General features: G+C 69.2%; 6 protein-coding genes and 1 pseudogene. 5 read left to right on the top strand and 2 right to left on the bottom strand.

The annotated features are described in order from the left end of the window. Together ENN83_RS16350 and ENN83_RS16345 are read right to left on the bottom strand one after the other, a co-directional pair. Positions 1–539 (bottom strand): aconitase family protein (locus ENN83_RS16350; RefSeq protein ID WP_287188840.1); only part of this gene is annotated, 539 nt, incomplete at its 3' end. Between the two features lie 54 nt (positions 540–593). After that, positions 594–755 carry a hypothetical protein gene (locus ENN83_RS16345; protein ID WP_287188838.1) on the bottom strand — a complete coding sequence of 54 codons (162 nt, stop codon included), beginning with the start codon at positions 753–755 and terminating at the stop codon, positions 594–596. Between the two features lie 29 nt (positions 756–784). On the opposite strand from ENN83_RS16345, the gene ENN83_RS16340 reads away from it, so the two are divergent. From ENN83_RS16340 to ENN83_RS16320, 5 genes and pseudogenes are all read left to right on the top strand, one after another. Next, positions 785–1,363 (top strand): SOUL family heme-binding protein, encoded by a 579-nt coding sequence (locus ENN83_RS16340; protein ID WP_287188837.1) that lies wholly within the window; start codon positions 785–787, stop codon positions 1,361–1,363. A gap of 157 nt (positions 1,364–1,520) precedes the next feature. Next, the gene (gene rsfS / locus ENN83_RS16335) at positions 1,521–1,886 is read left to right on the top strand and encodes a ribosome silencing factor (protein WP_287188835.1); all 366 of its coding nucleotides are present in this window, start codon (positions 1,521–1,523) and stop codon (positions 1,884–1,886) included. Continuing rightward, positions 1,887–2,357 carry a 23S rRNA (pseudouridine(1915)-N(3))-methyltransferase RlmH gene (rlmH, locus tag ENN83_RS16330; RefSeq protein WP_253089677.1) on the top strand — a complete coding sequence of 157 codons (471 nt, stop codon included), beginning with the start codon at positions 1,887–1,889 and terminating at the stop codon, positions 2,355–2,357. A gap of 139 nt (positions 2,358–2,496) precedes the next feature. Next, positions 2,497–4,017 carry a 2,3-bisphosphoglycerate-independent phosphoglycerate mutase gene (gpmI, locus tag ENN83_RS16325; RefSeq protein WP_287188832.1) on the top strand — a complete coding sequence of 507 codons (1,521 nt, stop codon included), beginning with the start codon at positions 2,497–2,499 and terminating at the stop codon, positions 4,015–4,017. Beyond that, positions 4,014–4,216 (top strand): annotated as a pseudogene (locus ENN83_RS16320) (peptidase M23); the annotation flags it as partial. The gene gpmI and the pseudogene ENN83_RS16320, both read left to right, overlap by 4 nt.

Here is a 4,216-nt window from a genome sequence, read left to right as displayed (position 1 = left end):
TAGGGCGGCAACTGCCCGGTGATCTCGACCTTCATGTTCTTCGACTTCTTCTGGATCAGCGTCTGGGTGGCCAGAACGTGTTCCACCTCGGACGTGCCGATCCCGTGCGCCAACGCCCCGAACGCGCCGTGGGTCGCGGTATGGCTGTCGCCGCAGACCACGGTCATGCCGGGCAGCGTCCAGCCCTGTTCCGGGCCGACGATGTGCACGATCCCCTGCCGGATATCCGAAACGGGGTAGTAATGGATGCCGAAGTCGCGCGCGTTCCGATCCAGCGCCTCGACCTGGATGCGGGATTCCTCGGTCATGTTGGCGGTGTTCTCGCGGCCCTGGGTGGTGGGCACGTTATGGTCGGGCACCGCGATGGTCTTGTCGGGCGCATGCACCTTGCGGCCCGACATGCGCAGCCCCTCGAAAGCCTGGGGGCTCGTGACCTCATGCACGAGGTGACGGTCGATATAGAGAAGGCAGGTACCGTCCTCGGCCTGGTCGACCAGGTGGGCATCCCAGATCTTGTCGTAAAGCGTCTTGCCGGTCATGGAACTCTCCGCGGCTATTCGTTCGGAAATGGCGAAACGGGATGACGGCCCGGCTCAGGGGCGGGCCAGCACGGAATGGGCCGCGCCATAGAACCGCCAGGGCAGGCGCGCGCGGTCGTCCATGTCGAAGATGCGTTTCATGCTCGACCTGATACGCCGTTCCGCGCCGCCGATCAAGGGCAGGCCCGCCTTGCGCGGAACCCCGGCCGCGCCCATCCTGGCACGACAAGGATGGAGACCCGCCGATGCGCCCGCTGCTCTTTGCCCTCGCTTTCGCCGCGGCCCCGGTTGCCGGGCAGGCCGAGACCTGGCGCGGCACGCCCGAGGTGCCCCATACCGTCGAACAGGAAGCGGATGGGATCGAGATCCGCAGCTACCCGCCCCGCACGGTGGCCGAGGTGACCGTTCAAGGCGAGCGCCCCGCCGCCACAAGGCGCGGCTTCGTCGAACTCTTCGACTACATCACCGGCGAGAACGCCGCGCAGGGCAAGATCGCCATGACCGTTCCGGTCGACCAGACCCGGACCGACCGGGGCCGGACGCTGCGCTTCTTCATGCCCGAGGGCGCGAATATCGACAGCCTGCCCGCCCCCGACAGCGCCCATGTGGCGCTGCGCCAGCTGCCCGCCGAGCGCATGCTCGTCACCCGGTTTTCCGGCCGCCCGACCCCGGCACGGCTTTCCTCCGCCGAGGCGGCCTTGCGCGCCCATGCGGTCGAACGGGGACTCGCGACCGTGGGTGCGCCACGGCTGATGTTCTACGACGGCCCGTTCACGCCGCCCTGGAGCCGACGCAACGAAATCGGGCTGGTGCTTGCCCGATAGGGCCTGCGACATGCGGCAATCATTGAGATTTCACCTTTCCGATGCTAGACTGCCACTACGCCCGGCGCCGGGGCATGGACGGCGCGCAGCGTAGGAGAACGATGTCCTGTCCCACCATCTCGAAGCGGCCCGCGAGGCGGCCGCGCCGAATCCCGCCATGACCGGCCGGGTTGCTGTTATGTCGAGCGAAGAACTGCTGGACCATATCCTCGCCTCCCTTTCCGACGACAAGGCCGAAGACGTGATCACGATCGACCTGCGCGGCAAGTCGAGCATCGCCGATTACATGGTGATCTGCTCGGGCCGCTCCACCCGCCAGGTCGCCGCGATCTCGGAAAAGCTCAAGGACCGGCTGAAGCAGGAACTGGGCCGCAACTCCAAGCTCGAGGGCAAGGACCAGGGCGACTGGGTCCTGATCGACACCGGCGACGTGATCGTCCATGTCTTCCGCCCCGAAGTGCGCGAGTTCTACCAGCTCGAAAAGATGTGGCTGCCCGCAGGCGTGCCCGCCGCACGGGCCTGAATGCGGCTCCATCTCTGCGCGGTGGGCCGGCTGCGCTCCGGCCCCGAGCGCGCGCTGGTCGACGATTACGCTGCCCGGTTCGACCGGACCGGCCGCGCGCTGGGCCTCGGCCCGCTGACCGTCACCGAAATCGAGGACCGCAAGGGCGGCGGCCCCGCCGCCGAGGCAGCGCTTCTGGCGCGCGCGCTGCCCGAGGGCGCGGCGCTCTGCGCGCTCGACGAACGCGGTCAGATGCTGTCCTCGCCGGATTTCGCCGCGCTCCTCGCCCGCTGGCGCGATTCGGGCCGCTCCGCCGCCGCCTTCCTGATCGGCGGCGCCGACGGGCTAGACCCCGCCCTGCGCGCCCGGGCCGACACCGCGCTGTCCTTCGGGCCGATGGTCTGGCCGCACATGCTGGCCCGCGCGATGCTGGCCGAACAGCTCTACCGCGCCGCCCAAATCCTCGCAGGCACCCCCTATCACCGGATCTGAGCTTCTTCTGGCCAGAAATATCCCCCGCGGAGCGCGCCACGAATGGAGCCGGCACAGAGGGCCGCACCCCTCGCGGCTCCGGTTGTCCTTCCCCGCCTCCGCGCCTAGAAGGGGGCCGAACCGTGAAAGGCCCCTGCCCATGACCGCGCCGAAACCCGTGATCCTGTGCATCCTCGATGGCTGGGGCATCGGCCCCACGCACGAGGACAACGCCCCCGAACGGGCCGCCACGCCCAATTTCGACCGGCTGATGGCGACCTGCCCGCATGCGCGGCTGATCACCCACGGCCCCGATGCCGGGCTGCCGTCGGGGCAGATGGGCAATTCCGAGGTGGGGCATACCAATATCGGCGCCGGGCGCGTGGTGGCGATGGATCTGGGCCAGATCGACCTCGCCATCGAGGATGGCAGCTTTTTCGAGAATGCGGCGCTGCGCGACTTCATCGCGCGGGTCAAGGCGGCGGGCGGCACCGCGCATCTGATCGGGCTTGTGTCGGATGGCGGCGTGCACGGCCATATCCGCCACGTCCTGGCCGCCGCGCGCGCGATCGCGGCGGCGGGCGTTCCGGTCGCGATCCACGCGCTGACCGACGGGCGCGACGTGGCCCCGAAATCCGCCGACCGCTTCATCGCCGAGCTGGTTTCGGGCCTGCCCGAGGGCGCCCATGTCGCCAGCGTGATTGGCCGCTATTACGCGATGGACCGCGACAACCGCTGGGGCCGGGTGCAACTGGCCTATCACGCCATGGCAAGCGGGCTGGGCGAGGCCGCGGAAACGCCCGAAGCCGCGGTCGCCGCTGCCTATGATCGGGGCGAGACAGACGAGTTCATCGAACCCACCGTGATCGCCGATGCGCCCGGAATCACGGATGGCGACGGGCTGTTCTGCCTGAATTTCCGTGCCGACCGCGCCCGCGAGATCCTGCGCGCCTTTGCCGATCCGGGCTTCGACGCCTTCGAGACGGGGCGCCGTCCGCGGCTTTCCGCGATCCTCGGCATGGTGGAATATTCCGACGCGCATAACGACTGGATGACCACGGTCTTCCCCGCCCGCGAGATCGTCAACACGCTGGGCGCCTGGGTGGCGCGGCACGGGCTGCGCCAGTTCCGCCTGGCCGAAACCGAGAAATACCCCCATGTCACCTTCTTCCTGAACGGCGGCAAGGAAGTGCCCGAGCCGGGCGAGGACCGCTTCATGCCGCCCTCGCCACAGGTGGCAACCTATGATCTGCAACCCGAGATGAGCGCCGAGGCCGTCACCGATGCGCTGGTCGCGGCCATCGGCAAGGGCTACGATCTGATCGTGGTGAACTACGCGAATCCCGACATGGTCGGACATACCGGCAATCTGGACGCCGCGATCCGGGCCTGCGAGGCGGTCGATCGCGGCCTTGGCCGGGCCATCGCGGCGCTGGAGCAGGCGGGCGGCGCGATGATCGTCACCGCCGATCACGGCAATTGCGAGATGATGCGCGACCCCGAGACCGGCGGGCCGCATACCGCGCATACGCTGAACCCGGTGCCCGTGATCCTTGTGGGCGGCCCAGAAGGCGCGCGTCTGCGCGAGGGGCGGCTGGCCGATCTGGCGCCCACGGTGCTGGACCTGATGGGCCTGCCGAAACCGCCCGAGATGACCGGCTCCAGCCTGATCGAGACGTGAGACGCGCGCGCGCCCTCCTTGTGATCGTTGCGCTGGCGGGCGCCGCGCCTGCCGACGCCCAGAGCGAACCCGCCGAAACCGCGCGCGCCGCTGCCGAGGCGCTGCGCGCAGCGGCACGGTCGCTTCAGGACGCCGAGGGCGCGCGCGACCGGGTCGCGGCACTCAGCGAGACGATTCGCGCCTATGAGGACGGGCTTGC

The sequence above is a fragment of the Rhodovulum sp. genome, from assembly GCF_011048875.1.
In the GTDB taxonomy this organism is placed as follows: Bacteria; Pseudomonadota; Alphaproteobacteria; order Rhodobacterales; family Rhodobacteraceae; genus Rhodovulum; species Rhodovulum tesquicola.
This window is presented reverse-complemented; position numbering and strand designations above follow the sequence as displayed.

Bases quoted from the DNA above. Each gene is read 5' to 3' on its own strand.
- ENN83_RS16345 (WP_287188838.1), bottom strand. From the start codon at position 755: ATGGGCGCGGCCGGGGTTCCGCGCAAGGCGGGCCTGCCCTTGATCGGC.
- ENN83_RS16340 (WP_287188837.1), top strand. From the start codon at position 785: ATGCGCCCGCTGCTCTTTGCCCTCGCTTTCGCCGCGGCCCCGGTTGCC.
- rsfS (WP_287188835.1), top strand. From the start codon at position 1,521: ATGACCGGCCGGGTTGCTGTTATGTCGAGCGAAGAACTGCTGGACCAT.
- rlmH (WP_253089677.1), top strand. From the start codon at position 1,887: ATGCGGCTCCATCTCTGCGCGGTGGGCCGGCTGCGCTCCGGCCCCGAG.
- gpmI (WP_287188832.1), top strand. From the start codon at position 2,497: ATGACCGCGCCGAAACCCGTGATCCTGTGCATCCTCGATGGCTGGGGC.